The following is a 26714-nucleotide window of genomic DNA, read 5'->3' on the forward strand; positions in this document are numbered from 1 at the left end:
GAGAAGAGTTGACACAGAACATCGGCCCGGGCCCGGCTCACCGGTCCGAAACCACCAGTGCGGCAACGCCGGTGGCGGCGCGTCCCGGACGCAGCTTCGGCGTGGGCGGCCACGTCCGTCCGCTGGCCGGTCTGGCCACCGTGGTCGCACTGGGCCTCGTGGTGCTCGTGGCCATCGGCATGTTCCGGGGCAGCTTCACCACGACCGAGCCGATCACCCTGATCTCGGACCGGGCTGGACTGGTGATGAACCCTGACGCCAAGGTCAAGATGCGCGGCGTGCAGGTCGGAAAGGTCGCTTCGATCGATTACCGGTCCGACGGCAAAGCTGTGCTGCACCTGGCGATGGATCCAACGCAGCTGCGCCTCATCCCGCAGGATGTCCAGGCGGACATCGCCTCTACCACCGTGTTCGGCGCCAAGTACGTGCAATTGGTCCCGCCGCCCAACCCGTCCACCGATACCCTGCGTCCGGGGCAGGTGCTGCAGGGCCAGCACGTGACCGTCGAGATCAACACGGTGTTCCAACAACTCACGCGGGTGCTGGACAAGATCGACCCGGCCAAGCTCAACGAAACCCTCGGCGCCATGTCGGCGGCCTTCGGCGGCCGGGGCAAGCAGATGGGGCAGACGCTGACGGACTTCGAGGCTCTGCTGGCCAAGCTGGAGCCCAGCCTGCCCAACCTCTCGCACGACATCGAGGCGATGGCCCCCGTGGCCAACGCGTACGGCGATGCCGCGCCGAACCTTGTGCGCACCGTGGACAACACGAACCGCATCAGCGACAGCATCGTCGATGAGCAGACGAATCTCGATGCGTTCCTGGTCAGCTCGATCGGGCTGGCCGACGTCGGCAACGACGTCGTCGGCGCCAACCGTCCCGCGGTGACCGACGTGCTGCACCTCCTGGTGCCCACGACCGACCTGCTGAACAAGTACGCACCGGGCCTCAACTGCGCGCTCGACGGCATGAACTTCATGCGGTTGCAGCCGCCCCAGATGGATCCCGGTGTGCTGGTCAACGTGGCGTTCACGCTCGGTATCGAGCGGTACCGGTACCCGCAGAATCTGCCCAAGGTCGCGGCCAAGGGCGGCCCGAACTGCATGGGGTTGCCCTACATCGGATTCGGCAACAGGGCGAAATACCTCGTCACCGACACCAACGCCAATCCCTGGCAGTACGGAAACCAGGGGATCCTGCTCAACTCCGACGGACTCAAACAGATCCTGTTCGGCCCGCTGGACGGGCCGCCGCGTAACACCGCGCAGATCGGACAGCCGGGATGAGGCGCGGCATAACCACTTTCATCAAGTTCGCGGTCTTCGCCGTGGTGATGGTAGTGCTCACGGCGTTCCTGTTCATGACGTTCTCGCAGTACCGCGGCGGTTCGTACAACGGCTATTCGGCGGTTTTCAGCGACGCGTCGCGGCTCAAGGCCGGTGACACCGTGCGGGTTGCGGGTGTCCGAGTGGGAACGGTGAAAGATGTTTCGCTGCAGCAGGACCGGTCCGTCCGCGTCGAATTCGAAGCCGACCGCAACATTGCGTTGACCACGGGAACCAAGGCCGCGGTGCGGTATCTGAACCTGGTCGGCGACCGCTACCTGGAGCTGATGGACAGCCCCGGGTCCACCAAGCTGCTGCCGGCCGGATCGCAGATACCGAAGGACCGCACCGCCAGCGCGCTCGACCTCGATCTGCTGCTGGGCGGTCTGCGCCCGGTGATCCAGGGCCTCAACCCGCAGGACGTCAACGCGCTGACGTCGTCGTTGATCCAGATCCTGCAGGGCCAGGGCGATTCGCTGGACTCGCTGATGAACCGGACCTCGTCGTTCTCGAACACGTTGGCGGACAACGATCAGGTGATCCAGCAGCTGATCGACAGCCTCAACACCGTGGTCGGGACACTGGGCAAGGACGGCGGCAAGTTCTCCACCACGATCGACCGGCTCGAGCAGTTGGTCAGTGGGCTGTCACAGGACCGTGATCCGATCGGCACCGCCATCACGTCCCTGGACAACGGGACCGCGTCCATCGCCAGCCTGCTCACCCAGGCCCGCCCCCCGCTGAAGGGCAGCGTCGAGCAGCTCAACCGGGTGGCCACCGTGCTCGACGACCAGAAGGCGACGCTGGACAGCGGGTTGCAGAAGGCTCCGGACAACTACCGCAAGCTCGCGAGGCTGGGATCGTACGGCAGCTGGATCATGTACTACATCTGCGGAATCTCGCTCCGGGTCACCGATCTGCAGGGCCGCACCGCAGTGTTCCCCATGATCAAACAAGAAGGCGGAAGGTGCGGGGAGCCCTGATGCTGAAGTACCGCGAATCCACGCTCGTCAAGGCCGGCTTCATCGGCACAGTGCTGATCATTCTCGTCATCGCGGTGGGACTTCAGCCGGAGCGACTGATGCAGTGGGCCACGTCGTTGCGTCATCAGGCGTTGTTCACCGAGGCAGGCGGCATCGCGGTCGGCAACGACGTCACCCTGTCGGGCATCAAGGTTGGCAAGATCACCGATGTGTCGCTGCGCAACGGCGATGCCCTGGTGACCTTCACCACCGACGGCAAGTACCCGTTGGGCTCGCTCACCACAGCACACATCCGCACCGGCTCGCTGCTGGGCGAGCGGGTGCTGACCCTGGAGTCCGACGGCAGCGGAACGCTGCGCACCACCGACGTGATCCCGACGTCACGCACGTCCTCGCCATACTCGCTGACCGACGCCGTCAGCGATCTGACGACCAACTCGGCAGGCACCGACACGGCATCGCTGAACCAGTCGCTGGACACTCTGTCGGCGACCATCGATCAACTGGCTCCGCGGCTCGGTCCGACCTTTGACGGGCTGAGCCGCTTGTCGCGTTCGATCAACAGCCGCAACGAGAGCCTGTCGGCGCTGCTCAAGAGCGCCGGCGACGTCACGACGGTGCTTGCGCAGCGCAGCGATCAGCTCAACACGTTGATCCTCAACGCCAACGATCTGGTCGGCGTCCTCAACGAACGTCGCGAGGCGATCGTGGACCTGCTGGCCAATACCGCTGCGGTGTCGCAACAGCTCACCGGGTTGGTGGCCGACAACGAGGCGCAACTGGCGCCGACACTGGAGCGGCTCAACCGGGTGACCGCGGTGCTGGAGAACAATCGGGACAACATCGCCAAGGCGCTGCCCAACATCAAGAAGTTCATGCTGTCGCAGGGCGAAACCCTGGCCAACGGACCGTATTACAACGCCTACGTGCCCAACCTGAACCCCGCGCAGATCCTGCAGCCGTTCCTGGACTACGCGTTCGGCTTCCGGCGCGGCGTCAATGCCGGCCAGCCGCCCGACAATGCCGGGCCACGCGCTGAACTTCCCTTGCCGTACAACGGGATTCCCGGGGGGACACGCTGATGAATCGCAACCGCATCGCGAAGTTGCTGGCGGTGGCGCTGGTGGCGGTGCTCGCTGTCGGCGCCGGATTCCTGGTCCGCCAGGCATATTTCGCCCCGAAGACGATATCGGCGTTGTTCACATCGGCAACGGGCATCTACCCGGGCGACGACGTGCGGGTATCGGGCGTCAAGGTGGGCACGATCGCGTCCATCGCACCCGAGGGCACGCAGACCAGGCTGACGCTCAAGGTGGATCGCGACGTCCCGGTGCCTGCCGACGCCAAGGCCGTGATCGTCGCGCAGAACCTGGTCGCCGCACGGTACGTGCAACTCGCACCGGCCTACCGGTCGAGCGGCCCGACTCTGCCCGACAACGCAGTGATCGGTCTTGACCACACCGCGGTGCCCGTGGAGTGGGACCAGGTCAAAGAGCAACTCATGCGGCTGGCCACCGACCTGGGTCCCAAGAGCGGTGTCGACGGCACCTCGGTGTCCCGGTTCACCGACAGCGCAGCCAACGCGATGGACGGCAACGGAGACAAGCTGCGCCAGACCATAACCCAGCTCTCAGGCGTCGCCCGCATCCTGGCCGAAGGCAGCGGCAACATCGTCGACATCATCAAGAACCTGCAGACGTTCGTCACCGCATTGCGGGACAGCAGCGAGCAGGTGGTGTCGTTCCAGAACCGGTTGGCGACGCTCACCAGCGTCATCGACGGCAGCCGGTCCGACCTCGACGCAGCGCTGAAGAACCTGTCGGTCGCGGTCGTGGAGGTGCAGCGGTTCGTCGCGGGCACCCGCAACCAGACCTCCGAGCAGGTCCAGCGGTTGGCCAACGTGACGCAGAACCTCGTCGACCACAAGATGGAGGTGGAGAACATCCTGCACATCGCGCCGAACGCATTCATCAACGGATACAACATCTACAACCCGGACACCGGCAGCGCGGTGGGGCAGTTCGTGCTGAACAACTTCTCCAACCCGGTCCAGTTCATCTGTGGCGCAATCGGAGCCATCGAGAACACCACCGCTCCGGAGACCGCGAAACTCTGCTCGCAGTACATGGGACCGGCCCTGCGGCTGCTGAACTTCAACTACCTGCCGTTCCCGATCTCGCCCTATCTGATGCCGTCGGCCAACCCCGCGAACATCGTCTACTCCGAGCCCGGGCTGGCCCCCGGTGGCGACGGGGGGACGCCCACTGCACCGGAGGTTCCGCCGGCCCTCTCGGCGTACAACCCGGGTCCGCCTCCGCCGGCACCGTTCACCGGCCGGCCACCGGGAACGCCGCCACCCGGCGCGCAGCAGATGCTGCCTGAAGGGCGTCCCGTCGAACAGCCCAGTGTGCCTTCCTCCGTTCGGGACATGCTGACCCCGGCGGGCCCGGCGGACGGTGCGACGACGGGGCCGGCGCCCGGCCCCGAAAACCCGTCGACCGGTGCGCCGTTGCCTGCCGAAGCCCCGCAACCGGCAGAAGGGACGCCACCAGCATGAGCAGGGCAAAACCGGTGCGGCTTGCGATCGCCGTCGGGTCGTGCGTCGCGCTGACGGCGAGCGGCTGCGCTTTCCAGGGAGTGAACTCGCTTCCGCTGCCGGGTGCTGTCGGGCGGGGCTCCGAAGCCACCGTCTATCACGTCCAGATCGCGAATGTGGCGACGCTGGAACCGAACTCGCCAGTCATGATGAACGACGTCGTGGTGGGCAGCGTGCGCTCGCTTGGGGTCAGCAACTGGCACGCCGACGTCGAGTTCTCGGTGCAGCCGGGCACGGTGGTACCCGCCAACGTCATCGCCAGCATCGGGCAGACCAGCCTGCTCGGCTCGATGCACTTGGCCATCAACCCACCCGTAGGCCAACCGCCGGAAGGCAAACTCCCAGCGGGAGCGAGGATTCCGTTGAACGACTCGTCGACCTACCCGACGACCGAGCAGACCCTGGGGTCACTCGCCGCGGTGGTCAACGGCGGCGGACTCGGACAGGTCGGCGACGTCATCCACAATTTCAGCGCCGCCCTGCGCGGCCGCGAAGGCGACATCCGTTCTCTGATCACGCGGTTGGATACGTTTGTCGGCACCCTGGACGCGCAGCGGGACAACATCGTCGCGAGCATCCAGGGGCTCAACCGACTGGCCGTGACATTCGCCGGTCAGCGCGACGTCATCACCCGTGCGTTGGACAAGATTCCACCGGCCCTCGATGTGCTGATCAGGGAACGGCCCCGGCTGACGACGGCGTTGCAGAAATTGGGGACGTTCAGCGACACCGCAAACCGGTTCGTCAACGATTCACAGGCCGACCTGGTGGCGAATCTGAAGAACATGGAACCGGCGTTCAAAGCGCTCGCCGATGTCGGCCCCGACCTCGCGGCGGTGCTCGAATACGCGGTGCACTTCCCGTTCACCCAGAGCTTCATGGATCGCGCCATCCGCGGCGACTACTACAACCTGTTCGCCACCATCGATCTCACCATCCCGCGGTTGAAGCACAGTTTGATGCTCGGTACCCGCTGGGCGCAGGAGGACACGACTATTGTTCCGGCGCCCGGTGATCCGCCGTATCTGAACTACACCTACGATCCGCTCAAGACCGGCGTGAATCCGCCACCACCGGGGGCCTTCCCGCCGGCACCCGACGCACCGCCGCCCGGTGAAGCGTCGTCGCCGCCGCCACCGCCTGCCGCGACGGGACCGATCCTGCCGGTGTCCCCGCCTGCTCCGCTGGCGATTCCGGGAGGCCCGGCTCCGGACGCGGCGCCCGCCCCGGGTGCACCGGGTGCACCGCCGCCCATATTCGCCGGACCGTATGGGGGGCACTGATGCTCACACGTTTCGTCCGCACCCAACTGGTTCTCTTCGCGGTCGCCTCGATCGTTGGCGTCGCGGTGATGCTGTTCGCCTACATGCAGGTGCCCACGCTGGTGGGGCTGGGCCGGATCACCGTCAAGGTGGAACTGCCTGCCACCGGGGGGCTCTACCAGTTCAGCAATGTCACCTACCGCGGTTCCCAGATCGGCAAGGTCACGTCGGTCGATCTGACCGACAAGGGCGCGTTGGCCACGTTGTCGCTCGACCGGTCACCGAAGGTGCCCGCCGATCTGCAGGCGCAGGTCCGCAGCATGTCGGCGGTGGGGGAGCAGTACATCGATCTGCTGCCGCGCACCGACTCGCCGCCCTACCTTCAGGACGGATCGGTTGTCGCGATGTCCGACACCACCATTCCGCAACAGGTCGGCCCGATGCTGGATCAGCTCAGTGCGCTGGTGGGCACCATTCCCAAGGACAAGCTCAGCCAGTTGCTCGACGAGTCCTTCAACGCCTTCAACGGAACGGGCTACGATTTCGGCTCGCTCCTGGACTCGGCGGCGACCATCACCCGGGACTCCAACGCGGTGTCGGATCACACGCGCACGCTGATCGACGACTCGGGTCCGTTCCTCGATGCGCAGGCGCAGACTACCGATTCGATCCGGACGTGGGCGGCGAGCCTGGCGGGCGTCACCGACCAGGTGGCCACGAACGACCCTCAGTTCCGGTCGATACTGCGCAACGGCCCCGGATTCGCCAATGAGACATCGCAATTGCTGCAGCAGATCAAGCCGACGTTGCCGGTGCTGTTGGCGAACCTGTCCACCTTCGGTCAGATCGCGGTGACCTACAACCCGTCGCTCGAGCAGATCCTGGTGCTGCTGCCGCCGTACGTCGCTCAGATACAGACCTACGCGCCGACCACCAGTCCGACCGGTCTGCCCAATGGCGACTTCTCGCTGGGCCTCGGTGACCCGCCGGCCTGCACCGTCGGCTTCCTCCCGCCCTCGGCGTGGCGGTCACCATCGGACACGTCGGTCATCGACACGCCAGACAACATCTACTGCAAGTTGCCGCAGGATTCGCCGATCGGGGTCCGCGGTGCGCGTAACTACCCGTGCATGGGGCACCCGGGCAAACGGGCGCCCACCGTCGAATTGTGTGATGACCCCAGGGGATTCCAGCCTCTGGCGCAGCGACAGCACGCGCTCGGCCCGTATCCGCTCGACCCGAACCTGATTTCGCAGGGTGTCCCGACCGATCAGCGAGTGCTGCCCGACAACAACATCTTCGGGCCACTCGGAGGCACTCCACTGCCGCCGGGAGTGTCCGCTCCGCCACCCGGCGCGGCGCCCGAGCCGCAGCCGCCTGCCAGCTTCCCGGGCATGCCTCCGGGTCCGTTGTTGCCCGGGCAGCCGATCTATACCGAGCCCCCCGTGTCCGGGCAGCCGGCACCGCCTGCGCCTGACCCGAACGCGGTTCCGCTTCCTCCCGCACAGCGGCCCGAGGCCTCCGAGGTTCCGGTGCCGCATGGTCCCGCGCTGCCCCCGGAACCCGACGCCGGCGCACCGGCCGCCGCGCCGAGCGCATTCCACAGCGACGGCTCGTCAGGGCCTTCGGTGGCGATCGCCAAGTACGACCCGCGCACCGGACAGTACATGGGCAGCGACGGCAAGCTCTACCAGCAGGCGAACCTCGCGACGACGCCGAAGACGTGGCAGGACCTCATGCCCAATTGAGCAGTGGCCCATGTGCTTTCGGCGTCAGATTTTCTTCATGTAGAACGGCATCCGGATCGTCGGCCACTGGTTGCGGCCGCACGAGCCGCTGGCGCCCACGGTGATGCTCTCGCCGGTGTACTCGGTGGATGCCAGGTCCACGTGGGCGTCGGCCCCGACGGGATAGAGCTTGTGAGTCTGCAGACCCTCGATAGGTGTGCCGTCAGCGCAGAATCGCCATTGGGGCACAACGTGTTTGACATACCACAGGCCGTTGGTGGTGTAGATCGGTGCGGTCCAGCCTTCGTCGCTGGTGACGGTGCCCGCGCAGTCGGTGGGCGACGTGCATGACGTGCTCACGGTCCAGGTGCTCCGTACCGAAGGCTGGTTCTCGTAACGCTCGTTGATCTTGGCCCAGTCACCGTTGGCCGACGTGGCGAATGTGCCGTTGATGCCCCATCCGTCCGATGCGCCCGCCGGTGCGGCCCCGCTCAGGCCGACCCATACTGTCACGGCGACCACCGCCGCGGACGCGCTTACCTTCGACGCCGACATGGAGCCACTCCTTAGGCAGTGGAAGTCACGTTCTCAATCAGCGAGAATAACACTACCAATGCTGTGGCATTCGACGATTTCTTGAGGCGATCCGTAGTAATATTCTCGGAAATCGAGAGTCCAATTTTCACCTGTGTGAGGGTAGTGACGTGCGTGTGACCGTGATCGCGGCCGCTCCGGCAATAGTCGCCGCGACAATGCTTGCGCCGCAGGCGAATGCGGGGCCGCAGACGTGTAATGACGCCTACTGCGTGCCGGGTATCGACGGCACTGCCGAGCTCGGCGCGCCGTGCGGAAACACGTCGTACTACGTTTTCGGCGTCGACGGTCGCAACGGGTGGGGAAGGTTGCTGTTCTGCGGCTCGCCGCGGCGGTACGACCCGCGGTGGTTCCGCTCGCCGCCGATGGCCGGTATTCGTGACGAGGGCAGCCTCTGCACGACCGAGATGGATCAGGTGGCGCAGGCCCCTGACGGTCTGTTCCTGACTTGTGTTCCGATGAACGGTGATTCGCGTTGGCGGCGCGGGGACGCGTAGTCGCGCCCGGTCACCAGTTGCGAATCGAGCAGAGCACGCCTTTGGGGCCGCTGTTGGTCTTGACGACGGTACCGTCCACGGCCAGTTCGCAGGTGAAGCCGGGCGTGGGAGTGTTCGGCGACTCGCCACTTTGCACAAGCACCATCGCCCACAGATCCGGATCGGCAAGCATCGCGTCGAACACCCAGGGCTTGCTCGGCGCGAGATCGGCCTCGGCCCTTGGGCTGAATTCGTAGGGATCATGGCTGTAGTCCGACCACGTCGGCGGATCGGTGTCGCGATAGTAGATGTGGGCATAGAACGGAGCATTCGCCGTCACGGTGTAGCGGACATGGTGCAGCACCGGATTGTCGTCGGCCGATGCCGGCGCTGCGGTGGCTCCCACGGCGAACGCGAGTGCTGTTGTCACTGCCCATATCGCGCGCATCGTCACATCCTGGTCAGGGTGAACGGGTAGGTGAGCGTGCCACCCGGCGCGCCGTCGCAACCGGCATCGAAGGTCGACACCATCTCGCCGGCGAGGGTGTTGGCATCCCAGGTGTATACGTCATGAGTTGGGATGGTCGGCCCGTAATAGATGTCGCCGCAACGCAGTCCGAACGGATCGTCGATGACCATCGTGTATCGGCCGTCCGCCAGGTTCGCTCTTGAGTGTGAATTCGCGGCCTTGGCGACCGGCTGAGGGATGGAGAGGACGCTGAGGCAGTTGAGTCTCTCCGGGCCGCCCGTTGTCTCGCACGGCGCCAACGCCGACCAGATCCAGGTGTGGAAGTCTCGCCGGTCCGGAATGTTGAGCATGTAGTTGCCGTAGTACATGGCCGAGGCCGGGGGAGCCAGGGTGATGGCCACCGCCACGCCCAGCGCGGCCGTCGTCGCGGTGGTCAACGAACGGGACTTCACAGGCTCCTCCACGCGTCCGGCACTGCTCGGGTGACTATAAAACGAGACCCGGCTTCGTCGTCCGGAAATCGGCAATCTCGTCTTCAAATATCGAGATTGGCATTCTCACAACCGAGAATAGTACTACGACAGCGCCACCCTGACCGTCAGTGAACCGGAGTGAACCCGATGTTCAGCGCGGTGAGCCCGCGCAGGATGAAGGTCGGCTCGTACGTGTAGCGACGATCGCCGGCGGGACCGTGGTGCTCCTCGTCGATGGTGATCTCACTCATCCGGTCGAGGATCCGCTCGATGGACACGCGTGCCTCCACACGCGCCAGTGGACCACCCGGGCAGCTGTGAACCCCGCGGCCGAAGGCGATGTGCTCCCGGACGTTCTTGCGGTCGAGGCTGAATGTGTGCGGATCCTCGAACCGCACCGGATCGCGGTTGACCGCGCCCGGGCACACCATCAGCGTGGTGCCGGCCGGCACGTCGACCCCGCCCAGCTCGGTGTGCTTCTTGGCGAGCCGGAACTGGCTCTTGACAGGTGCATCCATGCGCAACGCCTCCTCGACGAACGTCGGGATGCGGCTGCGGTCTTGGCGCAGCGTGGCCTGCACATCCGGGCGGTCACCCAGCACGCGCAGCGACGCTGACAGCAGCTTGGTGGTGGTCTCCTGGCCGGCCGCGAACAAGAAGGTTGCCGAGCGGACGACGTCGATGACCTCGGGTGTCGACCCGTCCGGATACTTCGCGGTCGCCAGCGCCGTCAGCACGTCGTCGCGCGGGTTCTCCCGCCGATCCTGCAGGTATCCGACGAACTTCTCGTCGAGCCAGGCCAGAGGGTTCATCGCGAGCTCATCGCCGTCCAGCGAACCGACGATGGCGCCCGGCCGCGGCGCACCGAGCACATGACGGAACTCGTCGTGGTCGGCCTCCGGCACTCCGAGCAGGTCGGCGATCACCAGCAGGGAGAACGGCTTGGCGTACGCGGACAGGAACTCACAGCGTCCGTCGGCCAGGAAGTCATCGAGGCACTCGTCGGCGAGCCGCCACATGAAGTCCTCGTTCTCCTTGAGCCGACGCGGCGTCAGCAGCCGGTTGAGCAGCGAGCGGGCGTCGGTGTGCTGCGGCGGATCCATGGTGACCATGTGCTCGAACATCGGCAGGGCAGAGCGGTGAGCCTCGATCTGGGCGGTGATGTCTTCGCCCTCGGGCGTGAACGGCAGTGGCGGGAAAGGTCCACCGACCGCGATGCACGACGAGAAGGTGTCGGTGTCCTTGAGGACCGTGGTCGCTTCGTCGAAGCTCGTGATGGCCAGGACGCCGTAGTGGGGCTCCCGGACGACGGGACATTTGCTGCGCAGATGGTCGAAGTATGGATGCGGGTCGGGAACCAGGGATTGGTCGGTGAAGTAGTCGACGGTGTCGAAGTCGGTCGTCGGTGAATCGGCCATGGTGTGCGCTACCTCCCGAAATCAATGTGCGCGGTGACGGTTTCGCGGCAGGTTGGGCCGCGCGACGAGATGGGCCAAAGTGCTGAGCACTTGCTTAGCATGGCGGTAGAGTCGTGGTCAAGATCACTCGGCGCGGCGCGGTTACGATTTGCGTGCCGTTTTGTGTGGTGGGAAAGGAGCCTGGCATGGCATCGGCGCGGAGGATCGGGGCGCCGGACGCGAAGAACCGCATCGTGCTGCTGGAGGCCGCCGAACAGCTGATGGTCGAGGAGGGCTACGCCGCGGTGACCTCGCGCCGGGTGGCCGACAAGGCCGGCCTCAAACCGCAGCTGGTGCACTACTACTTCCGGACGATGGACGATCTTTTCCTTGCGGTGTTCCGGAGACGCGCCGAGGAGGGCCTGGTCGCGCAGGCGCGCGCGCTGGATTCCGCTCAGCCGTTGTGGGCGCTGTGGCGGTTCGGCACGGACCCCGCCGCCACCCGTCTCACGATGGAGATCATGGGGCTGGCCAACCATCGCAAGGCGTTGCGGGCGGAGATCGCGCACTATGCCGAGCGGTTCCGCGAGGAGCAGACCAAGGCGATGACGGCGGCGCTGCACCGGTACGGTGTCGACGTCTCCGAGGTCCCGCCCATCGTCTGGACGATCTTTGCGACCAGTGTCTCGCGGGTGATGGTCATGGAGCAGGCGCTCGGGATGTCCTCGGGCCACGACGAGGTGATCGAGTTCTGTGAGGGCTGGCTGCGGCGCCTCGAGGGTGAGCCGCAGCCGGTCGAGGCATCCGCCTGAGGCCTTCACCCGATCGGCGCTCGCCGGCCTGGAAACATCACTTTCAAATCATAGAACGTCATTTCCGTCTCTGAGGATGTGTTTAGCGCTGGCGTGCGCTCAGACCGTTGACGTCGGCTAGCCGTCCGGCTACCGTCGCCTGGATAGCCGATCGGCTAGTTCGGTCCCTTGGGCGGAAGGGCGTGCGATCCGATGAACACCAGGGCGCAATGGATCAGCCTCTGGATCACCCCGTTCTTCGCCGGTGTGCTGCTCGCCGCGCTTATCGCGTTCCCCGGGTTCTGGCCGCCGATGTCACCGAACCTGAGCGCCGAGCAGGTCGCTGAGTTCTACCGGCACAACGAAGCGATGATCCGGTTCAGCATGATCACGGTCAACCTGTGCGCGATCATGCTGATCCCGTTCTTCATGGTCGTCGTGGTGCAGATGAAACGGATGGCCACACCGAGTCACGTATTGGCGTACTGCTACCTGGCCGCGGCGGCCAACGGCGCGACGCTGCTGGCCATCGCCGACATCTTCTGGCTGGTCGCTGCGTTCCGTCCCGAGCGCAATCCGCAACTGACCCAACTACTCAACGATCTGGCGTGGCTGATCTTCGTCGCGCCGGTGGGCATGGTCGTCGTCGCGAATCTCTGCCTGGCACTGGCGGTGTGGCTCGATGCGCGGGCCCAGCCCGTGTTCCCCCGGTGGGTGGCGCCCTTCAGTCTGGTGACCGCTGCCGCCATGGCGCCCGCGGCATGCGCCGTCGTCTTCCGGACCGGGCCGCTGGCGTGGGACGGCGCCATCTCGTTCTGGCTGCGCAACACCGCCTTCGTGGTCTACATCGCGGTGATGTTCGTCGTATTGCGATCCGCCATCGCCCGGCAGGCCGCGGAGTCGAACACCGGGCCGGCGATATGACCACGACGACAACGGTATTGGACACCCGGTCGGCCGCGCCGGCCTGGACGCGGCGCCCCAAGGTCGACCAGTGGATCTGCTGGTGGACCATCCCGGTGTTCTACAACATCTTCGGGCTGATCTTCGTGGTGCTTACCCGGGTGATGCCACCGCCGCGGCCCGACGTCGGACCGGATCAGGTCGTGGCGTTCTTCACCGAACACTCGCTGAGCATCCGCATCGGCTTCGGTCTGTTGATGATCTTCATCGGCTTCACCGGATTCGCCAACGGGCTCATCGCTTTTCAGATCAAGCGCATGTCCGTCGCGCCGGTGTTCGCCTACTCCTACATTGCGTCGCTGGCGGTCGGAGCCGTCCCGGGCTGCCTGTTCGCTGCGTTCGCCTTCGTCGCCGCGGCGTACCGCCCCGACCGCGATCCGGACCTCACCGCACTGCTCTACGACCTGGGGCTGTTGTCCTTCGTCGGTTCGCTGGGCTGTTTCGCCACGCAAAACATGGTGCTGGCCCTGGCGATCTTCCTGGACCGCAACGATGTACTCCCGAAATGGCTTGCGTACATGTCGATCTGGATGATCGTCACCGAACTGCTCGCCGGCCCGGTGTTCGTGTTCAAATCCGGCCCACTGGCCTGGAACGGGTCGATCAGCTTCTACGTCGGCACGGTGGTTTTCGTGGTGTGGGAGATCTGCATCATCTACCTGCTGTACCGGACGATCAAAGAGCAAGCACCGGATGAGCGGGTGCAGGACTGATGACGCTCGTCGAGCGGCTCCGCAAGCCCGCCGCGGCCGCACCGCATCTACCCGCCGACGGTGGCATGTGGGTCTTCGTGCTCGGCGACCTCGTCATCTTTTCCAGCTATTTCGTCATTTTCATGATCTACCGGGCACAGCGGCCCGAGTTGTTCCTCGCCTCACAGCAGCATCTGAGCATCAATTTCGGCGTGGTCAACACCCTGGCGTTGCTCACCAGTTCGTGGTTCATCGCCCGCAGTGTGCTCGCCGCCAGGGCGGGTGACAGTGATCGCGCCATGAAACTGACCGTCGGTGGCGGCCTGTGCGGCGTGGTGTTCATCGTGATCAAGGCCTTCGAGTGGGCGGCGAAGATCAGCCAGGGGCTGACCTTTTCCAGCAACGACTTCTTCATGTTCTACTACCTGCTCACCGGCGTGCATCTGTTTCACGTCGCACTCGGACTGGTCTTCTTGGGCGTCAACTACTTTGAGCTGCGCAACCCGCAGTATCGACGCATCTCGATGGTGGAGACCGGAGCCATGTACTGGCACCTGGTCGACATGCTGTGGATTGTCATATTCACGCTGCTCTACGTGCTGAGGTGAGGCTGTGACGTCGACCGGTACCGCGTCCGACGTGCGACGCCACAGCAGGGTGCTCACGTGTGTGTGGCTGATCCTGAGCATGCTGACGGTGACGTCGTGGTGGATCGGCCCGGTCCGGTCGCCGGGCATCCCGCAGCCCAGTGTGCCCATCACTGTTGTGGTGCTGGCACTGGGAGCGGTCAAGTGCCGCATGGTGATTCGCTACTTCATGGACGTGCGGTCTGCGCCGATGTGGTTGCGTGTCGTGACCGACGCGTGGCTGGTGCTGCTCTGGGGTGCCGTGCTCGCCATCTATGCGTGGTGACCGTTCCTCTGACGACCAGTCCCTCCGGCGAGCAGACATGTAGGTTCGCGAAGCCGGGCGTGTCGCGTACCGCAGCGTCTGCTCGCGGGAGAAAGCTAAAGCGAGAGGATGGTTGCCGACGCGGTGCCGGGTGCGCCGTACACCTGTGCCAGGCCGACGCGGGGATTGCCCGGCACTTGGCGGTCGCCGGCCTCACCGCGCAATTGCCGCACCAGCTCGTGCATCTGACGTAGACCCGACGCGCCGATCGGCTCACCGTTGGCGATCAAGCCGCCGTCGGTGTTGACCGGGATGGAACCGTGGATCTCCGTGGCCCCGTCGGCCAGCAGCTTTTCCTGCTCGCCGTCGGCACACAGCCCAGTCTCGGCCATGTGGATGACCTCGGCGCCCGCGTCGGTGTCCTGCAGCTGGGCGATGTCGACATCCTCGGGTCCGATACCGGCCGCCTCGTAGGCCGCCCTGGCCGCGTACACCGTCGGCGACGGATCCTCGTCGAGCGGTGCCGAGGTGGCGTGCACCTCGTAGGCCCCGAACGTCCGAGTCCGGATCTCACTGGCCCGCACGTAGACCGGCTTGTCCGTATAGCGGTGGGCGATGTCGGCGCGACACATGATGACGGCGGCGGCGCCTTCGTCCGGGGCGCAGAACATGTACTGGGTCAGCGGGTAGTTGAGCACCGGCGAGTTGAGAATTTCCTCGACGGAAATCTCCTTGCGGCGGAAGGCATTCGGGTTGAGCGCACCGTTGCGGAAGTTCTTGTTGGCCACCCGTGCGAGCGTCTCCCGCGAGATGTTGTGCTTGTGGATGTAGTGATTGGCTTTCATGCCGAAGAACTTGGTGGTGACGAACTGGCCGTTCTCCGCGTACCACTGGGGCAGGGCGAGCTTGGCCGGGTCGTCGGTAAAGGCGCCCCGCGGATGCTTGTCGAGGCCGATCGCGATACCGATGTCGTACTTGCCCAGCCGGATGGTGTCGGCCGTCTGCTGGATAGCGCTGGCCGCGGTGGCACAGGCATTGAAGACGTTGGTGAACGTGATGCCGGTCAGGCCCACGAGCCGGGTGACGGCGTCCGGGTTGGACACCTCATAGCTGCCGCCGAACCCGAATTGGATGTCTTTCCAAGCGATTCCGGCGTCGTCGAGAGCGAGCTGGATCGCCTCGGCGCCCATCTGCATGGCCGTCTTGTCGAAGCGGCCGAACGGGTGCAGACCCACGCCGATGATGGCTACGTCGTTCATATGGCTCCTCAGATGGGCTGGAAGGCGAAGGTCACCAATTCCACAGAATCCCCGCTGTCATCTGTGACCGTGGTGAACGGGGTCATCGTGAGCTCGACGTCCTGCCCGAATTGCAGTTTCGCCGGATCGTTTTCGGTGAGTCGGCCCTCGACGCGGACGACGTCGCCGAGTTGGACCAGCCCGACGCCGAAGGGCACGAAGTCTTTTCCGATGGGTCCCTTGTATGGGGCGCCGGGCGGGAAGCCCTGGGTGGTCCAGGCGACCAGGGTGCCGCGGCGGGGCAGCAGCTGCTCGCAGGTGTCGGCGCCGCTGCACTTGGGACAACGGGCCTGGGCGGGGAAGGTGGTGGCCTGGCAGCCTGCGCAACGGCTGCCGATCAACTGTGGTTCGGCAGCCGGCCATGTCGAGATCTCCGGCGCGAGAGCGATCTGTGTTGACACGTCGCTGACGATAATCGGAAATGTCATTCTCGTCCAGTGAGAATCAAATGGCGATGGGCTGTCTGACCATGAATCCCGGCCTGCCCGGAGTGGGGCCGTGGTGGTCAGGTTCGCGTACTTCGAGCCGCCGACGGGCGCAACGGTCGTGGAGATCGCCGAACTCGCCGACGGCATGGCAGGCATGGCCGATGTCGTGCGCCGCGCGGCGCTGGAATGGGACGGCGACGATCCGATTCGTGAACTGAGCCGGACTACTTGACCTTCTTCATGACGGCTTCGGCGGCGGTCCAGTGCTCGTCGGACACCCAGAGGCGGGCGAATGCGCTGACGGCTTCGGTCGCCGGCACGCCGCTCAGCACCCGCTTGATCTCGCCGGCCGGTCGACGGGCCAGCAGGGCCGCCGTCGTGCGCCAACTCTCGGCGAACTCGGCGCGTGGCACCACCTGATCGACCAGGCCGATCTGCAGTGCCGCATCGGCGTCGAGGACCTGTCCGGTCCCCGCCAGCAGTAGTGCCCGGCTCCGGCCGACCAGTGCGCCAAGGCGTTCGGCGCCGCCCCAGGCCGGCATGATCGCCAGCGTCACCTGATTGAAGCCGATCCTGATGTCGTCGGCCGCGATCCGGATGTCGGCGGCGACCGCGACTTCGGCACCACCGCCGAGGGCGTGGCCGTTGAGCGCCGCGATCACCGGGCCCGGGAAGCCGGCGATGCGATCGCAGATCGTCCGCATCCGCCAGGCCATCTGTGACGCTTCGAGTTCGGTGCGCAGTGCGGCAAGCTCCTTGAGGTCCCCGCCGGAGACGAACGCCCGGTCCCCGCCGCCGGTGAGAACCAGCGCGCGTGCCTCGGCAGCCCCGTCGAGCGCCTTGTCCAGCTCGTCCATGGTGTCCAGCGATATGGCGTTGCGGGCGTGCGGCCGGTCGATGGTGATGACGGCCAGGCCGTCGACGATGTCCAGCTCGACCATAACCGCTCTCCGCTCCGATATTGGCATTCTCGCTCATGGAGAATAACATCGCCGTTGTGCGCGACATCCCCGTTGAGCTGACCAAACGGTACGTCGAGGAAGGATGGTGGCGTCCCGAGACGCTGGGGCAGATGCTGGCCGACTGCTTGGCGGCCAGCCCGGACGCCGGCTTTCACGCACACTCCGAGATGCGGCCCTACGCGGGCACGTTCGCTGATGTCGAACGGATCGCGCGGCGGCTGGCCGCCGGCCTGGCCGCACGGGGCGTCGGGCCCGGGGACGTGGTGGCATTGCAGTTACCCAACTGGATGGAGGCCGCGGCCGCGTTCTGGGCGTCGGCGTTTCTCGGCGCAGTCACCGTGCCGATCGTGCACTTCTACGGCCGCAAGGAACTCGCGCACATCATGGCGACCGCGCAGCCGAAAGTCTTCATCACCACAGAACACTTCGGCCGCATGACGTTTCATCCCGATCTGTGCGCCGAGGTGCCGACCGTCGGCCTCGTGGGCACACCGAGTTTCGACGATCTGCTGGCCGACGAACCGATGGCCGCCACGCTGCCGGCCGACCCGGCCGGGCCCGCGCTCATCGCCTTCACCTCGGGCACCACCCGAGCGCCCAAGGGCGTCATTCACAGTCACCAGACGCTGGCATTCGAGACGCGCCAGCTGCTGGAGAACTATCCGCCCAACCGCGGGCGCCAGCTCACCGCCACCCCGGTCGGGCACTTCATCGGGATGGTCGGCGCCTTTCTCATCCCGGTACTCGAGGGCGCCCCGATCGACCTCTGTGATGTGTGGGATCCGGCAAAGGTGCTGAAACTCCTTGACTCCGAGGGTATGTCGATCGGCGGGGGACCGCCCTACTTCGTCAGCAGCCTGCTCGACCATCCCGACTGCACCGAGGCGCACCGGTCGCGGTTCACGACCGTGGGGCTGGGTGGATCCACCGTGCCCGCCGCGGTCACCCGCCGGCTGGCCGACCTCGGCATGTTCGTCTTCCGCGCGTACGGCAGCACCGAGCATCCGTCGATCACCGGGTCGGGGCCGTCGGCGCCGGAAGCCAAGCGGTTGTTCACCGACGGCAACCCGCGGCCCGGCGTCGAGATCCGGCTCGGCCCGGACGGCGAGATCTTCAGCCGCGGACCGGATCTGTGCCTGGGCTACACCGATGACGAGCTGACAGCCAAGTGCTTCGATGCCGATGGCTGGTACCGGACCGGCGATATCGGCGTGCTCGACGACGACGGCTACTTGACCATCACCGACCGGGCGGCCGACCTGATCATCCGCGGCGGAGAGAACATCAGCGCCATCGAGGTCGAGGACGTGCTGCTGACGCTGCCCGAAGTGGTCGAGGCCGTGGTCGTGGCGGTGCCCGACGCGCGGCTCGGCGAACGCGTCGCCGCCGTGCTGCGGGTCCGCGCCGGGCATGCCATGCCGACCCTGGAGCGGGTCCGCACGCACTTCGAACAGGCCGGGGTGGCGCGCCAGAAATGGCCGGAGGAACTGCACGAGGTGCCCGACGGGCAGGACTATCCGCGAACGGCGAGCGGCAAAGTGCAGAAGTTCGTCATCCGGCGTGACCTCGCGCGCGATGTCGCCGGGGGCGGCATTGCGACATCCACAAAGTGAGAATAATATTCTCATGAATCGAAAAGGAGCATTCCATGGGGCAACTGTCGCACCGCGTCGACATTCCGTTTCCGCTGTTCGATGCGGACAACCACCTCTATGAGCCGCCCGAGGCGCTGCTGACCTACCTGCCCGAGGAGTACCAAGACGTCGTCCAGTACGTCGAGGTCAAGGGCCGCACCAAGATTGCGATCAAGGGGCAGATCAGCAACTACATCCCCAACCCGACGTTCTCGGTGGTCGCCAAGCCGGGTGCCTGGGAGGAGTACTTCAAGTTCGGTAACCCCGACGGCAAGAGCAAGCGCGAGCTGTTCGGCGAACCCATGAAGTCCATTCCCGCGTTCTTCGAGCCGGCTCCCCGCCTGGAGCTGATGGACCAGCTGGGGGTCGATCGCTCGCTGATGTTCCCGACCCTGGCCAGCCTCATCGAGGAGCGGCTGCGCGACGATCCGATCGCGATCCACGTCCTGATCCATTCGCTCAACCAATGGCTCGACGAGGTCTGGGGCTTCAACTACCAGAACCGCATCTTCACCACACCGGTCATCACGCTGCCGATCGTCGAGAAGGCCATCGAGGAGCTCGAATGGGCGGTCAAGCGCGGCGCGCGCGCCATCCTGGTCCGGCCGGCTCCGGTGCCCGGCTTCCGTGGGCCGCGGTCCTTCGCGCTGCCCGAGTTCGACCCGTTCTGGCAGAAGTGCGTCGAATACGACGTCTTCGTCGGCATGCACTCGTCCGACAGCGGTTACTCGCGGTACACCTCGGAGTGGGACGGTGCCGCACAGGAGATGCTGCCGTTCCAGACCAACGCCATGTCGATCCTCAACGAATGGCGTCCGATCCAGGATGCGGTGGCCTCCTGGGTGATCCACGGCGCGCTCTTCCGGTTCCCGAAGCTGAAGGTCGGCATCGTCGAGGCCGGTTCGAAATGGATGTTCCCGCTGCTTGATTCGATGACCGAGGTGTACAAGAAAGCCCCCGAGGCGTTCCTGGGCAACCCGATGGAGGAGATCAAGAACCGCATCTTCGTCAGCCCGTTCTACGAAGAGGGCATCGACGACCTGATCAACCTCATCGGTGTGGACCAGGTGCTCTACGGTTCGGACTGGCCGCATCCCGAGGGTCTCGCGGAGCCGACGCACTACGTGACCGCACTTGAGCACCTGTCGATGGAGGACCAGGCCAAGATCATGGGCGGCAACCTCGGTCGGCTCGTCACGGTGTGACACAACGCAACTGGCGGACCATCCCCGAGATGGTCCTGAGTGCAGCGGACCGGTTCGGCGACGCCGAGGCTGTCGTCGACGGTCCGCTGCGCCTGTCCTTCGCCGAAGTCGCCGAACGCATCCGCACCGCCGCGGGCGCATTCGCCCGATTCGGGGTCGGCAAGGGGGACCGGGTTGCGCTGTGGGCGCCGAACTCCGCGGAATGGATCATCGCGGCGTTCGGCCTGATGACCGCGGGCGGGGTGCTCGTCCCGGTCAACACCCGGTTCAAGGCCGATGAGGCCGCCGACGTGGTTGCCCGCAGCGGTGCCAAGGCCGTTCTGGTCCAAAAAGGCTTCCTCGGCCAGGGTTTCGATATCCCTGGCGTTCCGTCGATCGATCTGAAGTCGGACTTCCTCAGTGGCGGTGAGCCATTCGAGGGTGCGATCGACGGCGGTGACATCGCCGACGTCATCTACACCAGCGGCACGACCGGGCGCCCCAAGGGCGCCATGATGAATCACCGCCAGACGCTTCGGATGTACGGGGAGTGGGCAACACTCGCGGACCTGCGCGAGGGTGATCGCTACCTGATGATCAACCCGTACTTCCACACCTTCGGGCTGAAGGCCGGTCTGATCGCATCGTTCCTGCGGGGTGCGACGATGCTGCCGGTCGCGGTGTTCGACATCGACCGCGTGGTGGATCTCATTGCCGCCGAACGCATCACGATGCTTCCCGGGCCGCCCACGCTGTACCACTCGCTGCTGACGGTCGCTGACAAGGGCAGGCTGGCGACGTTGCGAGCAGGGGTCACCGGCGCCGCCGACATCCCGGTCGAACTCGTCCGCCGGATCCATGACGAGTTGCCGTTCCAGACGCTGATGACGGGATACGGGCTGACCGAGGCGGGCAATGTCACGCTGTCGCGGCCAGGAGACTCGTCGGTCGATGTCGCGACGACGGCGGGGCTGCCGTGTGACGGCGTCGAGGTGCGGGTCGCCGACGACGGTGAGGTAATGGTCCGGGGATATGGCGTGATGCAGGGATACCTCGATGATCCCGTCGCGACGGCCGAGGCGATCGACGTCGACGGCTGGCTGCACACCGGGGACCTCGGTGAGTTCACCGAGTCCGGGCGGTTGAGGATCGTCGGACGTAAGAAGGACATGTTCATCGTCGGCGGCTTCAACGCCTACCCGGCGGAGATCGAGGGATATCTGTTGCAGCATCCCGCCGTCGCGCAGGTGGCCGTCATCGGCGTCGACGACGAGAGGCTGGGGCAGGTCGGCAAGGCGTTCGTCGTGCGCGGCGAAAATCCCGGTGCCTCAGTCATTTCCGCCGATGAGTTGCTCGCTTGGAGCCGTGAGCGCATGGCCGGCTACAAGGTGCCGCGCTATCTGGAATTTCTCGACGAGCTGCCTCTCAATGCGACAGGCAAGGTCATGAAGGATCGGCTCGAAACGCGGCTTGGCGCAGTTTAAGCACTGTGGTGACATAGCTCGTAAATACCGTTTCCGCAGATAAATAGGCATTTATCTAGCCTCGTCGGATGAGGTAGTGTCGGAGCACTACCCAAAACTGATAACGTGATTCTCGTTAAGCAGGCTGCTGAACGGACAGGAGGTCGATATGCCGTCCCGCAAGCCTTCATCGTCGCTACTCGATGGTGGACCGGATGACCCGGCTCCGGAGGACGCATTGGCTCTGGCCGAACAGGCCGAGGCCGAAGCCGAAGAAGCCGAGGCAGTCGCCGCAGCGGCGCGCGCCAGAGCGCGTGCGATCCGGCTCCGCAACCAGGCTGCCGCGCGGGAACTGCTGCTCGACGACGTCGAGGTCGAGGTCCCTCAGGTCGAATCGACCGCGACGGAGCCGGCTGAGCACACCGAGGATGATGTAGCGGTAGGCGCCGCGACAGATACCGAAGAATCCCCGAGGCGTCTGCGCCGTCTGCACATCCCGCGACTGTTCTGGAAAGTCTTGGCGAGCTGCTTGGCGATCATCGCCATCTGTGCGCTGCTGGGGGCCAGCGGGTTCATGATCTGGAAGCACGGCCAGGCCGATCATCGTCGCGCGCTCACGGCGGAGTTCACCGCGGCCGCCCGGCAGAGTGTCGTGACGCTGATGTCGTTGGACTTCAACCACGTTCAGGACGACGTGAAGAACATCCTGAGCAATTCCACGGGCGATTTCAAAAAGGACTTCGAGGCCCAGCAGAACGACTTCATCAAACTTGCTCAGCAATCCAAGGTCGTGACCGAGTCGACCGTGAACGCGGCGGCGGTCGACACCATGACCGATGACAATGCCGTGGTCCTGGTCGCAGCCACCACCCGGGTCACCAACACCGCCGGCGCCCAGCAGCAGCCCCGGTCCTGGCGGGTTGCGGTGAGCCTGACCAGGGAGGGCGGCCAGATCAAGTTGGCGAAAGTCGAGTTCGTACCGTGACCGTGAAGACTGACACCGAAGAACCGGACGTGTTCGACCTCGTCGAGATAGCCGACCTCGACGACGTCGCAGACGTGCAGGCCGGCACCGGTAAGCGCCGGTGGTGGACGCCCCTGCTACATCACTGGTTTCCGCTGACCCTGGCATTCGCACTGGTGGTGTCGGCTGCGTTGGCCGGCTGGCTGTACTTCGCGCAATACCGGCCGGACCGCGCCACCGATCAGGCCGCGCAGCAGACCGTCCTCAAGGCTGCGACGGACGGCACCGTGGCGTTGCTGTCGTACAAGCCGGACAGCCTCGATCACGACTTCACCACCGCCAAATCCCATCTGACCGGTGACTTCCTGTCGTATTACAACAAGTTCACCCAGGAGATCGTCACACCCGCGGCAAAACAGAAAGCGGTGTCCACCTCAGCGGCCGTGGTCCGCAGTGCGGTCATGGAGATGCATCCCGATTCGGCGGTGGTGATGGTTTTCGTCAATCAAGCGACCACGAGTAACCAGAATCCGGACGGCAGCTTCGCGGCCAGCACGGTCAAGGTCGGACTGACCAAGGTCGACGGTAGCTGGCTGATCTCATCCTTCGACCCGGTCTGACCGGCGCCGCCAACCAGTGCAACACCGCCCGTCCCGGTACCGTCAGCGTCGACCACCGACCGGGAGGACGCGCAGACGTGACCGAGGGCGATTCGAATTCGCCGGTGCAGACCCACCGGATCCGCCGGATGTCGGGACGCGATCCCCATGAACGGCACCGGGTGTCCTCGCCGCTGGAGTTGTTGTTCGACCTGACGTTTGCCATCGCGTTCGGGGTGGCCGCCTCACAGTTCGCGCATCTGCTGGCCGAGGGACACGTGGGCGACGGCCTGCTGGGGTTCGGGTTCGCGGTGTTCGCCATCTGGTGGGCATGGATGAACTTCAGCTGGTTCGCGTCGGCGTACGACACCGACGACTGGATCTACCGGCTGATGACCATGGTGCAGATGGTCGGAGTCATCATCCTGGCTCTCGGGCTCCCGCAGACCTTCGCCTCCATCGAGCACGGCGGCCACGTGAACAACACCGTCATGGTTGCCGGGTACGTGGTGATGCGAATTGCCATGGTGGCGCAGTGGTTACGGGCCGCACGTCAGGATCCGGACCGCCGGGCCGCCTGCCTGACGTACGCGACCGTCATCGTCGTCGCGCAAATCGGCTGGATCGCGCAGATCCTGGTGAGCACGTCGGTGTGGGTCTTCGCCGCGGGCGCACTGGTGCTGATGGCCCTCGAGATATCCGGGCCGTTCCTCGCCGAGCGTCGCATGGGTGGCACGCCCTGGCATGCCCACCACATCGCCGAGCGGTACGGCCTGCTGGCCATCATCGCGCTCGGCGAGGGGGTGGTCGGGACGGTGGCATCGCTGTCGGCTGCCGTCGGTGAGCACGGCTGGTCTGCAGATGCGGTCGTGCTCGCCGTGGCGGGCACGGGCCTCACCTTCGGTATGTGGTGGGTCTACTTCCTGGTGCCCGCAGCAGAGTTGCTGCACGCCCACCGTGAGGTCTCGTTCCTGTACGGCTATCTGCACCTGTTCGTGTTCGGCGCGATCGTGGCGACCGGCGCCGGGCTGCACGTCGCCGCGTACTACGTCGAAGAACAGTCCCAATTGAGCACCGTGGCGACGGTGCTGTCCGTCGCGATCCCGGTCGCCCTCTACATCACCGCGATGTTCGTCATCTACTCGATGCTTGTCGGCACGGTCGACGTCTTCCACACCGGACTGCTGGTGGGTGCCGGCGCGGTACTGGCCGCGGCCGTGGCGATGGCCGCCGCAGAGATCTCGTTGGCACCGTGCTTGCTGGTGGTGACGGCGGCTCCGATGGTGATCGTGGCGGGCTTCGAACTCGTGGGCCACCGGCACGCCAGGGAGATCGTCGCCAGACGGCTTGCCGATCAGCGCGGCGGGTGAGCTTCGAAGCCCTCCAGCAGCATTCGCTCCTGCTCGACTCGCATCAGCTTTCTGGCTTTACTGCGCGTGATGAGAATGCCGATGGTGGCCAGCACCCAGACTGCGTACTGAACGGCCCAGGCCACCCGGAACGAGGCGGCGGAATAGTCGCCGGCGTGGGCCAGGATGAGTCCCATGGACTGCATGACGAGCAGCGCGGCCAGGAAGCCGCCCATGTTCACCATGCCCTGAGCGGTCCCGAGGGTGGCGCTCGGATTGAAGGTGCGGGCGAAGTCGAAGCCGACCATCGAACCGGGCCCACCGACCGAGATGATCACGATGAGCGTCACCAGCAACCACAGCGGGGCACGGCCGGGCAGGGCGAGAACGACCGTCCAGATCAGGGCATTGCTGGCGATGATGGCGAGCACCAGACGTGATCGCCGGTGCGGGTGGCGGCCCGTGAAGATCCCGATCGCGATGCCCGCGGTGATCGCGACGACCACCGAGACCGTCAGCAGCGAGCCGGCGACGGTGGTGGACAGTCCCTGGGCGACGGTCAGATACGGCACACCCCACATGAGCGCGAACACCGTCACCGAGAACTGCGTGCCCATGTGGGTGAAGAAGCCCAGCCTGGTGCCGGGGCGCAACCACACCGTTTTGACGCTCACCAGGATGTCGTGGACGGAGGTGGTCTCGTCTGCGGCGACCCGCCCGTGCGGATTGTTGCGGACGAGCGCCAGGGCGAGCGCCATCGCAACGACGCCGAAGACGGCAACGGACACATACGCCGGTGTCCAGCCGGAGCCCGTCAGCAGGGCCAGGAAGGGCACCGCGGACAACACCTGGCCGAGCTGGCCGCAGATGCCGGTCAACTGGGTGACCAGCGGGACCTGCGAGGGCTTGAACCAGTGCGGCACCAGCCGCAGCACCGATATGAACGTCACCGCGTCGCCGAGCCCGACGACCGCGCGTGCGGCGAAGGCGGCGGGCAGGGACTCGCTCAGCGCCAGTACCAATTGTCCGGTGGCCATCAGCCCCGCGCCGGAGACGATGAGTATGCGCGAGCCGAACCGGTCGAGCAGCAGCCCGGCGGGCACCTGCGCGCCGGCGTAGACGATCACCTGCAGCACGACGAAGCTCGACAGCACACTCGGATTGGCGGCAAACCGGTCGGCGGCCTGCAAACCGGAAACACCGAGGGTGGTGCGGTCGAGTACCGCGACGATGTACGCGAGCAGTCCGGTGGCCCAGACGATCCAGGGACGCACTCGCGGCCTTTCGTCGAACGGATTGTCTTAATGTCTTGCACCATGGTCGCGCACCTGGGCTGCCGCTTTCCAATCCTGGTCGGGTGAATTGACTCACCGCACCCAGGCGGCGGCATAGTGGTAGTTGGCTGTGATTGCAGGTGCGGGTGTGAATCTTTGTCGCGCGACTGACATATATGCAGATGAAAGGTTTGATAGCTCATTCGACAAATGCATCTGCGGTGATGCGAAAACTTCGCTCGGTGCTGTTCGCCCGGGGTAGGGTGGTGCAATGTATCGCTGTCCGGTCCGGTGCGGGGACGGTCAGATTGACTGAGTATCGGTTGGACGATCTGGCGCGCATTTCGGGCATCAGCGCCCGGAACATCCGCGCCTACCGTGAGCGCGGGCTGCTTGATCCGCCTCGTCGTGTCGGTCGTTCGGCGTACTACGGCGAGGCCCACCTGGCGCAACTGGCGGCCATCAGCCAGCTTCTCGGCAAAGGTTTCAGCTCGGCACACATCGCCGAGTTCTTCGACGGGCTGCGCGGCGGCCGCAGCCTGGTCGACGTGCTGGGTATCCCACCGACAGCGGTGGGCCAACAGGTCCGTCGGCTGCGGATCGCCCCAGCCAATCCCGATGTCGGAACCCTCGTCTCGCACGGTTTGGCGCGCATCGTCGACGGCGCCGTGGCGTTGACCGACCCGGTGCTCGCCGAGGTTGTCGACCAGGTAGCCGATCAACAGCTCTGGGTCCACACCATCGCGCAGGTGACCACGGCGACCGACGCGGCGATCGATGCGCTCGCCGAATCGGCAGTCGCGACGGTCGCCGAAAACTTGACCGCCCAGCCTGAAGCGGACAGCCGCGAACTGGCGCGTGCCGTGCTGTCGAGCCTGCTCGACCAAGCCGTCAAACAGGCCGCCGCGATCGCCTGACCG

The 26714-nt window shown here is 65.5% G+C and carries 28 protein-coding genes; 20 read left to right on the forward strand and 8 right to left on the reverse strand.

Features of this window, described 5'->3' with window-relative positions; genetic code table 11:
* The first annotated feature begins 8 nt into the window (after positions 1–8).
* Genes A5784_RS32300 through A5784_RS32325 form a run of 6 tightly spaced genes read left to right on the forward strand, consistent with a single transcriptional unit; the run spans position 9 to position 7914 of the window.
* Entirely contained in the window at positions 9–1286 is a 1278-nt protein-coding gene (locus A5784_RS32300) for an MCE family protein (RefSeq protein WP_064948940.1), read from the forward strand.
* Positions 1283–2308, forward strand: coding sequence for an MCE family protein (locus A5784_RS32305; RefSeq protein WP_064948941.1), 1026 nt, complete (start codon positions 1283–1285; stop codon positions 2306–2308). Before A5784_RS32300 ends, A5784_RS32305 begins: the two co-directional genes overlap by 4 nt.
* Complete coding sequence (locus A5784_RS32310; RefSeq protein ID WP_064948942.1) at positions 2308–3390, forward strand: MCE family protein; 1083 nt, start codon at positions 2308–2310, stop codon at positions 3388–3390. Before A5784_RS32305 ends, A5784_RS32310 begins: the two co-directional genes overlap by 1 nt.
* The gene (locus A5784_RS32315) at positions 3390–4865 is read left to right on the forward strand and encodes an MCE family protein (RefSeq protein WP_064948943.1); all 1476 of its coding nucleotides are present in this window, start codon (positions 3390–3392) and stop codon (positions 4863–4865) included. The genes A5784_RS32310 and A5784_RS32315 overlap by 1 nt, the downstream gene beginning before the upstream one ends.
* Positions 4862–6187 (forward strand): MCE family protein, encoded by a 1326-nt coding sequence (locus tag A5784_RS32320; protein ID WP_064948944.1) that lies wholly within the window; start codon positions 4862–4864, stop codon positions 6185–6187. The genes A5784_RS32315 and A5784_RS32320 overlap by 4 nt, the downstream gene beginning before the upstream one ends.
* Positions 6187–7914, forward strand: coding sequence for an MCE family protein (locus A5784_RS32325; RefSeq protein ID WP_064948945.1), 1728 nt, complete (start codon positions 6187–6189; stop codon positions 7912–7914). The genes A5784_RS32320 and A5784_RS32325 overlap by 1 nt, the downstream gene beginning before the upstream one ends.
* A gap of 24 nt (positions 7915–7938) precedes the next feature.
* Here the strand turns inward: A5784_RS32325 and A5784_RS32330 are convergent, their stop codons facing one another.
* A complete protein-coding gene (locus A5784_RS32330; RefSeq protein WP_064948946.1) occupies positions 7939–8448 on the reverse strand; it encodes an Rv2253/PknI dimerization domain-containing protein in 510 nt (169 codons plus the stop codon).
* Positions 8449–8597: 149 nt separating this feature from the next.
* Here A5784_RS32330 and A5784_RS32335 point away from each other — a divergent pair, with 149 nt between their 5' ends.
* Positions 8598–8984, forward strand: coding sequence for a hypothetical protein (locus A5784_RS32335; protein WP_502687557.1), 387 nt, complete (start codon positions 8598–8600; stop codon positions 8982–8984).
* Between the two features lie 10 nt (positions 8985–8994).
* Here A5784_RS32335 and A5784_RS32340 read toward each other — a convergent pair whose 3' ends face one another.
* The 3 genes from A5784_RS32340 to A5784_RS32350 form a co-directional block, all read right to left on the reverse strand.
* Positions 8995–9411, reverse strand: coding sequence for an Rv2576c family protein (locus tag A5784_RS32340; RefSeq protein WP_064948947.1), 417 nt, complete (start codon positions 9409–9411; stop codon positions 8995–8997).
* Positions 9412–9413: 2 nt separating this feature from the next.
* Positions 9414–9884: a hypothetical protein gene (locus A5784_RS32345; RefSeq protein WP_232006334.1), complete on the reverse strand. Its 471-nt coding sequence runs from the start codon at positions 9882–9884 to the stop codon at positions 9414–9416.
* 146 nt (positions 9885–10030) lie between these two features.
* On the reverse strand, positions 10031–11323 hold the full coding sequence (locus tag A5784_RS32350) for a cytochrome P450 (RefSeq protein ID WP_064948949.1): 1293 nt from the start codon (positions 11321–11323) through the stop codon (positions 10031–10033).
* 185 nt (positions 11324–11508) lie between these two features.
* On the opposite strand from A5784_RS32350, the gene A5784_RS32355 reads away from it, so the two are divergent.
* The 5 genes from A5784_RS32355 to A5784_RS32375 all read left to right on the forward strand — a co-directional run bounded on the left by A5784_RS32355 (position 11509) and on the right by A5784_RS32375 (position 14660).
* Positions 11509–12114 (forward strand): TetR/AcrR family transcriptional regulator, encoded by a 606-nt coding sequence (locus A5784_RS32355; RefSeq protein ID WP_064948950.1) that lies wholly within the window; start codon positions 11509–11511, stop codon positions 12112–12114.
* A gap of 192 nt (positions 12115–12306) precedes the next feature.
* Entirely contained in the window at positions 12307–13017 is a 711-nt protein-coding gene (locus A5784_RS32360) for a hypothetical protein (protein WP_064948951.1), read from the forward strand.
* Positions 13014–13769 carry a hypothetical protein gene (locus tag A5784_RS32365; RefSeq protein WP_064948952.1) on the forward strand — a complete coding sequence of 252 codons (756 nt, stop codon included), beginning with the start codon at positions 13014–13016 and terminating at the stop codon, positions 13767–13769. The genes A5784_RS32360 and A5784_RS32365 overlap by 4 nt, the downstream gene beginning before the upstream one ends.
* Positions 13769–14356 carry a cytochrome c oxidase subunit 3 gene (locus A5784_RS32370; protein WP_064948953.1) on the forward strand — a complete coding sequence of 196 codons (588 nt, stop codon included), beginning with the start codon at positions 13769–13771 and terminating at the stop codon, positions 14354–14356. The genes A5784_RS32365 and A5784_RS32370 overlap by 1 nt, the downstream gene beginning before the upstream one ends.
* A gap of 4 nt (positions 14357–14360) precedes the next feature.
* Positions 14361–14660, forward strand: a complete 300-nt coding sequence (locus A5784_RS32375) for a cytochrome C oxidase subunit IV family protein (RefSeq protein WP_064948954.1) — start codon at positions 14361–14363, stop codon at positions 14658–14660.
* Positions 14661–14755: 95 nt separating this feature from the next.
* Here A5784_RS32375 and A5784_RS32380 read toward each other — a convergent pair whose 3' ends face one another.
* Together A5784_RS32380 and A5784_RS32385 are read right to left on the reverse strand one after the other, a co-directional pair.
* Positions 14756–15898, reverse strand: coding sequence for a thiolase family protein (locus A5784_RS32380; protein WP_064948955.1), 1143 nt, complete (start codon positions 15896–15898; stop codon positions 14756–14758).
* Positions 15899–15906: 8 nt separating this feature from the next.
* A complete protein-coding gene (locus tag A5784_RS32385; RefSeq protein WP_197514956.1) occupies positions 15907–16365 on the reverse strand; it encodes a Zn-ribbon domain-containing OB-fold protein in 459 nt (152 codons plus the stop codon).
* Positions 16366–16435: 70 nt separating this feature from the next.
* Between A5784_RS32385 and A5784_RS38640 the strand changes: the two genes are divergently transcribed.
* Positions 16436–16597, forward strand: a complete 162-nt coding sequence (locus tag A5784_RS38640; RefSeq protein ID WP_156750905.1) for a hypothetical protein — start codon at positions 16436–16438, stop codon at positions 16595–16597.
* Here A5784_RS38640 and A5784_RS32390 read toward each other — a convergent pair.
* On the reverse strand, positions 16590–17306 hold the full coding sequence (locus tag A5784_RS32390) for an enoyl-CoA hydratase/isomerase family protein (RefSeq protein ID WP_064948956.1): 717 nt from the start codon (positions 17304–17306) through the stop codon (positions 16590–16592). The two genes, A5784_RS38640 and A5784_RS32390, sit on opposite strands and share 8 nt — an antisense overlap.
* 56 nt (positions 17307–17362) lie before the next feature.
* Here A5784_RS32390 and A5784_RS32395 point away from each other — a divergent pair, with 56 nt between their 5' ends.
* The 6 genes from A5784_RS32395 to A5784_RS32420 all read left to right on the forward strand — a co-directional run bounded on the left by A5784_RS32395 (position 17363) and on the right by A5784_RS32420 (position 24541).
* The gene (locus A5784_RS32395; RefSeq protein ID WP_064949005.1) at positions 17363–18940 is read left to right on the forward strand and encodes an AMP-binding protein; all 1578 of its coding nucleotides are present in this window, start codon (positions 17363–17365) and stop codon (positions 18938–18940) included.
* 35 nt (positions 18941–18975) lie between these two features.
* A complete protein-coding gene (locus tag A5784_RS32400; protein WP_064948957.1) occupies positions 18976–20166 on the forward strand; it encodes an amidohydrolase family protein in 1191 nt (396 codons plus the stop codon).
* Positions 20163–21629: a FadD3 family acyl-CoA ligase gene (locus A5784_RS32405; RefSeq protein WP_082945223.1), complete on the forward strand. Its 1467-nt coding sequence runs from the start codon at positions 20163–20165 to the stop codon at positions 21627–21629. The genes A5784_RS32400 and A5784_RS32405 overlap by 4 nt, the downstream gene beginning before the upstream one ends.
* A 148-nt stretch (positions 21630–21777) precedes the next feature.
* Positions 21778–22593: an Rv1363c family protein gene (locus A5784_RS32410; RefSeq protein ID WP_064948958.1), complete on the forward strand. Its 816-nt coding sequence runs from the start codon at positions 21778–21780 to the stop codon at positions 22591–22593.
* Positions 22590–23192 carry a hypothetical protein gene (locus A5784_RS32415; RefSeq protein WP_064948959.1) on the forward strand — a complete coding sequence of 201 codons (603 nt, stop codon included), beginning with the start codon at positions 22590–22592 and terminating at the stop codon, positions 23190–23192. Before A5784_RS32410 ends, A5784_RS32415 begins: the two co-directional genes overlap by 4 nt.
* 77 nt (positions 23193–23269) lie before the next feature.
* On the forward strand, positions 23270–24541 hold the full coding sequence (locus tag A5784_RS32420) for a low temperature requirement protein A (RefSeq protein ID WP_064948960.1): 1272 nt from the start codon (positions 23270–23272) through the stop codon (positions 24539–24541).
* Here A5784_RS32420 and A5784_RS32425 read toward each other — a convergent pair.
* Complete coding sequence (locus A5784_RS32425; protein ID WP_064948961.1) at positions 24526–25794, reverse strand: MFS transporter; 1269 nt, start codon at positions 25792–25794, stop codon at positions 24526–24528. The two genes, A5784_RS32420 and A5784_RS32425, sit on opposite strands and share 16 nt — an antisense overlap.
* 308 nt (positions 25795–26102) lie before the next feature.
* Here A5784_RS32425 and A5784_RS32430 point away from each other — a divergent pair, with 308 nt between their 5' ends.
* On the forward strand, positions 26103–26711 hold the full coding sequence (locus A5784_RS32430; RefSeq protein WP_232006336.1) for a MerR family transcriptional regulator: 609 nt from the start codon (positions 26103–26105) through the stop codon (positions 26709–26711).
* Positions 26712–26714: the final 3 nt, after the last annotated feature.

Origin of the sequence: Mycobacterium sp. 852013-50091_SCH5140682, from assembly GCF_001665685.1 — a bacterium.
Lineage (GTDB): Bacteria > Actinomycetota > Actinomycetes > Mycobacteriales > Mycobacteriaceae > Mycobacterium.

Bases quoted from the DNA above. Each gene is read 5' to 3' on its own strand.
- A5784_RS32305 (WP_064948941.1), top strand. From the start codon at position 1,283: ATGAGGCGCGGCATAACCACTTTCATCAAGTTCGCGGTCTTCGCCGTG.
- A5784_RS32310 (WP_064948942.1), top strand. From the start codon at position 2,308: ATGCTGAAGTACCGCGAATCCACGCTCGTCAAGGCCGGCTTCATCGGC.
- A5784_RS32315 (WP_064948943.1), top strand. From the start codon at position 3,390: ATGAATCGCAACCGCATCGCGAAGTTGCTGGCGGTGGCGCTGGTGGCG.
- A5784_RS32320 (WP_064948944.1), top strand. From the start codon at position 4,862: ATGAGCAGGGCAAAACCGGTGCGGCTTGCGATCGCCGTCGGGTCGTGC.
- A5784_RS32325 (WP_064948945.1), top strand. From the start codon at position 6,187: ATGCTCACACGTTTCGTCCGCACCCAACTGGTTCTCTTCGCGGTCGCC.
- A5784_RS32330 (WP_064948946.1), bottom strand. From the start codon at position 8,448: ATGTCGGCGTCGAAGGTAAGCGCGTCCGCGGCGGTGGTCGCCGTGACA.
- A5784_RS32340 (WP_064948947.1), bottom strand. From the start codon at position 9,411: ATGCGCGCGATATGGGCAGTGACAACAGCACTCGCGTTCGCCGTGGGA.
- A5784_RS32350 (WP_064948949.1), bottom strand. From the start codon at position 11,323: ATGGCCGATTCACCGACGACCGACTTCGACACCGTCGACTACTTCACC.
- A5784_RS32355 (WP_064948950.1), top strand. From the start codon at position 11,509: ATGGCATCGGCGCGGAGGATCGGGGCGCCGGACGCGAAGAACCGCATC.
- A5784_RS32360 (WP_064948951.1), top strand. From the start codon at position 12,307: ATGAACACCAGGGCGCAATGGATCAGCCTCTGGATCACCCCGTTCTTC.
- A5784_RS32365 (WP_064948952.1), top strand. From the start codon at position 13,014: ATGACCACGACGACAACGGTATTGGACACCCGGTCGGCCGCGCCGGCC.
- A5784_RS32370 (WP_064948953.1), top strand. From the start codon at position 13,769: ATGACGCTCGTCGAGCGGCTCCGCAAGCCCGCCGCGGCCGCACCGCAT.
- A5784_RS32380 (WP_064948955.1), bottom strand. From the start codon at position 15,898: ATGAACGACGTAGCCATCATCGGCGTGGGTCTGCACCCGTTCGGCCGC.
- A5784_RS32385 (WP_197514956.1), bottom strand. From the start codon at position 16,365: ATGACATTTCCGATTATCGTCAGCGACGTGTCAACACAGATCGCTCTC.
- A5784_RS32390 (WP_064948956.1), bottom strand. From the start codon at position 17,306: ATGGTCGAGCTGGACATCGTCGACGGCCTGGCCGTCATCACCATCGAC.
- A5784_RS32400 (WP_064948957.1), top strand. From the start codon at position 18,976: ATGGGGCAACTGTCGCACCGCGTCGACATTCCGTTTCCGCTGTTCGAT.
- A5784_RS32410 (WP_064948958.1), top strand. From the start codon at position 21,778: ATGCCGTCCCGCAAGCCTTCATCGTCGCTACTCGATGGTGGACCGGAT.